The 5843-nt window shown below is 50.6% G+C and carries 4 protein-coding genes; all 4 read left to right on the top strand.

The annotated features are described in order from the left end of the window. The coding region (locus FEK66_RS24735; RefSeq protein ID WP_171023582.1) for a host specificity protein J at positions 1-2589 on the top strand (2589 nt) is incomplete at its 5' end. Positions 2590-2649: 60 nt separating this feature from the next. Beyond that, positions 2650-5043 carry a prophage tail fiber N-terminal domain-containing protein gene (locus FEK66_RS24730; RefSeq protein ID WP_135493782.1) on the top strand — a complete coding sequence of 798 codons (2394 nt, stop codon included), beginning with the start codon at positions 2650-2652 and terminating at the stop codon, positions 5041-5043. After that, positions 5043-5324: a hypothetical protein gene (locus tag FEK66_RS24725; RefSeq protein ID WP_001205336.1), complete on the top strand. Its 282-nt coding sequence runs from the start codon at positions 5043-5045 to the stop codon at positions 5322-5324. Before FEK66_RS24730 ends, FEK66_RS24725 begins: the two co-directional genes overlap by 1 nt. Before the next feature lie 9 nt (positions 5325-5333). Beyond that, the coding region (locus FEK66_RS24720) for a tail fiber domain-containing protein (RefSeq protein WP_138211638.1) at positions 5334-5843 on the top strand (510 nt) is incomplete at its 3' end.

Below are 5843 nucleotides of genomic sequence, written 5' to 3'. Positions count from 1 at the left end.
CTGTGGGATATGCTGACCCATCCGCGCTACGGCATGGGGAAACGTCTTGGTGCGGCGGATGTGGACAAATGGGCGCTGTATGTCATCGGCCAGCATTGCGATCAGTCGGTGCCGGACGGTTTTGGCGGCACGGAGCCGCGCATCACCTGTAATGCGTACCTGACCACACAGCGTAAGGCGTGGGATGTTCTCAGTGATTTCTGCTCGGCGATGCGCTGTATGCCGGTATGGAACGGGCAGACGCTGACGTTCGTGCAGGACCGACCGTCGGATAAGGTGTGGACCTATAACCGCAGTAATGTGGTGATGCCGGATGATGGCGCGCCGTTCCGCTACAGCTTCAGCGCCCTGAAGGACCGCCATAATGCCGTTGAGGTGAACTGGATTGACCCGAATAACGGCTGGGAAACGGCAACAGAGCTTGTGGAGGACACGCAGGCCATTGCCCGTTACGGTCGTAACGTCACGAAGATGGATGCCTTTGGCTGTACCAGCCGGGGGCAGGCGCACCGCGCCGGGCTGTGGCTGATTAAAACGGAGCTGCTGGAAACGCAGACCGTGGACTTCAGCGTGGGTGCAGAAGGGCTTCGCCATGTACCGGGCGATGTCATTGAAATCTGTGATGATGACTATGCGGGTATCAGCATCGGCGGGCGCGTGCTGGCGGTGAACAGCCAGACGCGGACACTGACGCTCGACCGTGAAATCACGCTGCCATCCTCCGGCACCACGCTGATAAGCCTGGTTGACGGACAGGGGAATCCGGTCAGCGTGGAGGTCCAGTCCGTCACCGACGGCGTGAAGGTGAAAGTGAGCCGGGTTCCTGACGGCGTTGCCGAGTACAGCGTGTGGGGGCTGAAGCTGCCGACGCTGCGCCAGCGCCTGTTCCGCTGTGTGAGTATCCGTGAGAACGATGACGGTACGTATGCCATCACTGCCGTGCAGCATGTGCCGGAGAAAGAAGCCATCGTGGATAACGGGGCGCACTTTGACGGTGACCAGAGCGGCACGGTGAATGGTGTCACGCCGCCAGCGGTGCAGCACCTGACCGCAGAAGTCACCGCAGACAGCGGGGAATATCAGGTGCTGGCGCGCTGGGACACGCCGACGGTGGTGAAGGGCGTGAGCTTCCTGCTTCGCCTGACCGTGGCTGCGGATGATGGCAGTGAACGGCTGGTCAGCACGGCCCGGACGACGGAAACCACATACCGCTTCAGGCAACTGGCGCTGGGAAATTACAGGCTGGCAGTCCGGGCGACAAATGCCTGGGGGCAGCAGGGAGACCCGGCGTCGGTATCGTTCCGGATTGCCGCACCGGCAGCGCCGTCACAGATTGAGCTGACTCCGGGCTATTTTCAGATAACAGCCACGCCGCATCTTGCCGTTTATGACCCGACGGTACAGTTTGAGTTCTGGTTCTCGGAAAAGCGGATTGCGGATATCAGGCAGGTTGAAACCACAGCCCGCTATCTTGGCACGGCGCTGTACTGGATAGCCGCCAGTATCAATATTAAGCCGGGCCATGATTATTATTTTTATATCCGCAGTGTGAACACCGTTGGCAAATCGGCATTTGTGGAGGCTGTCGGTCGGGCGAGCGATGATGCGGAAGGTTACCTGGATTTTTTCAAAGGCCAGATAACTGAATCCCATCTCGGCAAGGAGCTGCTGGAAAAAGTCGAGCTGACGGAGGATAACGCCAGCCAACTGGAGGAGTTTTCGAAAGAGTGGAAAGACGCCAACGATAAATGGAATGCCATGTGGGGCGTCAAAATTGAGCAGACAGAAGACGGTAAGCATTATGTCGCGGGGCTTGGCCTCAGCATGGAGGATACGGAGGAAGGTAAACTGAGCCAGTTTCTGGTTGCCGCTAACCGTATCGCGTTTATTGACCCGGCAAACGGGAATGAAACGCCGATGTTTGTGGCGCGGGGCAACCAGATATTCATGAACGAAGTGTTCCTGAAGTATCTGACGGCTCCCACCATTACCAGCGGCGGCAATCCGCCGGTATTTTCCCTGACACCGGACGGGCGGTTGACGGCGAAAAATGCCGATATCAGCGGTAACGTGAATGCGAACTCCGGGGCGCTCAACAACGTCACGATAAATGAGAACTGTACGATTAAGGGAATGCTCGAGGCTACTCAGGTCAAAGGTGACTTCGTTAAAGCTGTATCTAAGCCATTCCCGAAAAAAACTGGCTCGTGGGGCAATACGGAAACACCAGGCGGGACGGTTACAGTCACCATTTACGATGATCATAACTTTGACCGCCAAATCATTATTCCGCCCATTATTTTTAACGGTATGGCGTATGACGATCCGGGGAGCGGTAATAACCCGGGAGGTACGCGATACACGGGTTATGGTTTTGAAGTTCGCAAAAACGGCGTATTAATCGCATCCAGAGAAACTAAAGGGGCCATTCCCGGTAGTTACAGTGCGGTTATTGATATGCCGAGTGGTGGTGGTAGCGTCACTCTGGAGTTTAAGATTTTCCAGAAAGGCAATCAGGGCGCAGGTAACATCACAGACTGTACGGTGATTGTGACCAAAAAAGCTGCTTCCGGTATCAGTATCCGTTGAAATATTTATAACCCCAATACGGGCGCCAGAAATGGCGCCTTTTTTATTTGTGGAGTGAGTATGGCAGTACAGATTTCAGGTGTGCTGAAAGATGGTGCGGGAAAACCAATACAGAACTGCACTATTCAACTGAAGGCAAAGCGTAACAGCACCACGGTACTGGTGAACACGGTGGCCTCTGAAAATCCGGATGAAGCCGGGCGTTACAGCATGGACGTTGAGTATGGCCAGTACAGCGTCACCCTGCTGGTTGAAGGTTTTCCGCCTTCACATGCCGGGACCATTACCGTCTATGAAGGTTCCAGACCAGGTACGCTGAATGATTTTCTCGGTGCCATGACGGAAGATGATGTCATGCCGGAGGCATTGCGTCGTTTTGAGGCAATGGTGGAAGAAGCGGCACGCAACGCCGAAGCCGCCTCTCAGAGCGCAGCGGCGGCAAAGAAATCCGAAACTGCAGCGGCATCGTCCAGGAACGCGGCGAAAACGTCAGAGACGAATGCAGGTAACAGTGCGAAAGCGGCAGCGGCCTCACAGACTGCATCGGCAAACTCCGCGACAGCAGCCAAAAAATCAGAAACCAACGCGAAAAACAGTGAGACAGCCGCAAAGACGAGCGAAACCAACGCAAAGTCCAGCCAGACGGCAGCGAAAACCAGCGAAACGAATGCCAAAGCCAGTGAAGCTGCGGCGAAAAGCAGTCAGGATGCAGCAGCCGAAAGCGAGAGCGCGGCAGCCGGTTCTGCGACTTCAGCTGCTGGATCAGCAACTGCAGCGGCTAACAGCCAGAAAGCTGCGAAGACGAGTGAAACTAACGCAAAGTCCAGCCAGACGGCAGCGAAGACCAGCGAAACGAATGCCAAAGCCAGCGAAACTGCGGCGAAAAGCAGTCAGGATGCAGCAGCCGAAAGCGAGAGTGCTGCAGCTGGTTCTGCAAGCGCGGCGGCTGCTTCTGCCACTGCATCAGCTAACAGTCAAAAAGCAGCAAAGACGAGCGAAACCAACGCAAAGACAAGCGAGACTGCGGCGGCTAACTCGGCGAAAGCATCAGCTGCAAGCCAGACGGCTGCAAAAGCGAGTGAAGACGCAGCCAGAGAGTATGCAAGCCAGGCTGCGGAGCCGTATAAACAAGTTTTGCAGCCGCTTCCCGATGTGTGGATACCGTTTAACGATTCACTGGAAATGATTACTGGTTTCGCTCCTGGTTATAAAAAAGTAACTATCGGTGATGATGTTATTACTTTTCCATCAGAGAAGGTTGTATCTTTCACTCGCTCCACTTCTGCAACGTATATAAACAAATCAGGTTCATTTGCTTTTGCAGAAATTAACGATCCGCGCTTTGAAAAGGAAGGTTTATTAATTGAAGGTCAGAGGACAAATACATTTACTAATAGTAACAATCCTTCATTATGGAATTATGACGACAAGAATATAGAAATAACCACATCGGTTGATGAATATGGTTTTAAATATGGTTTGTTCGATGTAAAGGAAACATCAACTACTGAAAGGGCGACGATAATATCTACTGGATACAGTAGGGTTATTGATGTTGCTGCAAATGAATCTGTTACCTTGTCCTGTAGGGTTAAGAAGATAAATGGAGAAGGTATTATAACTTTAAGACCCAGAATATCTTTCGTTAACGATGACGGCACAAGCAACACGCTGGTAGCTGGTTCCTACATAGATTGCGAAACTGGTGATGTTTTAGGTTTTTCTGGTGGGGATGCTGTAAATCATGTCATATACAGAGAAGCTAACGGATGGTTACGCGTCGAATTTACATATAAATCACCAGAAGCAAAAAGCATGTATGGGCGCTTTGAAATGGGAGCAGATAAAAGGGCGATCAAAAAAGGCGATCAGATAATGTTTACTACGCCGCAATTTGAAAAAGGATCGTGTGCATCATCATTTATCGTTACATCAGATGTGGCAGTTACACGGGCTAGTGACGTGGTAATAATGCCAATAAGACTGAACTGGTCAACGCCTCCGTTAAGCGTTCTTATGGAAGTTAATATCAACTGGGACAAAATGCCAAACAGTGAAGGTTCAGCAAGGCTTCTTAACGTGTCAATAACTGGCGCAACAACGGATGTTGCTGATGAAAGTTATATGTATTTTGGTTTTACCTCTGGAGGCGCGCGCTCAATTATAACTAACGGAAAAGGAACAAAGACCGAGTATAAAGCCTACTGTAACAGGACAACCCGCAGGTTTATTGCTGGGTTTAAGTTTACAGAGCAGAAAGAATTGCGTGCTGTTATAAACGGTAACTTTGGCGCTGTTGGTGTATCACAACACACAAGACAACGTTATACAGAAGGGCCAATAAATATAGGCGGTCAATCAATATCAGGTAACAGGCATTTATTTGGACACGTGCGCAATTTACGTATCTGGCATAAGGAACTGACAGATGCACAAATGGGAGAAAGAATATAATGCGAGACTTAACCCTCAAATTCATAAACAAGGCCGACTTTTCGGCCTTTATGGATAGCATTGGTTATGAAGATGACGAGGTAATGCAGAACAATGTTCTCATTGATGTGATAGGTAACGTGTACAAAGAAACCGGAGAACTTACTGAAGATGGCGAGCCGGTATGTGTTAAGGAAGACGGATATTTTGTAAACGTGCGCATCATTAATGATGCAAAAAAATCGTCAATATTCGATAAATACGCGGTTGTTGTTGAGCATCAACTTCGTGGCTGGATGTGAGGTAGAGAAATGGCTACATCGACAGTAATTCCAGGAGATATCACCAAGCTAAAGGGGGATGTCAGTAAAGCTAAGGAAGATATTTCATCAATTAGCGGAAAAGTATCAACGCTTCAGACTGATATGGACAGTGCAAAGCAGGATATCAGTACCAGATACACAAAAACAGAAGTGGATAATAAGCTGAAAAACAAAGTGGAAGTGAACGATCTGGAAAGCGGTCGTTATGGCGGAGATTTTTATCCACTGACAGGTCGTGAAGCGTTTTATTTATGGAATTTGGCCACGACTACAGCTGCGGCAAACCTTTATCTTAATCCTGACCCCGCAATTTCGTCTGTGCTGCGGTCAACATCGTCTATCCGCTATAAACATTCAGTAGAGACGATAGATTCAGAGCACGCCGATCTCATTTTCAAGATGCGCCCTGTGTGGTACAGGTCGCAATGCGAAAATGACAGGCGTGACTGGGGATTCTACGGATTGATTGCCGAGGAAGTAGGAGAAATTGCCCCTCAG

The sequence above is a fragment of the Escherichia sp. E1130 genome, from assembly GCF_005781065.1.
Classification (GTDB): Bacteria; Pseudomonadota; Gammaproteobacteria; order Enterobacterales; family Enterobacteriaceae; genus Escherichia.
The sequence above is the reverse complement of the archived record's forward strand: the minus strand, read 5'-3'. Positions and strand labels throughout refer to the sequence as shown.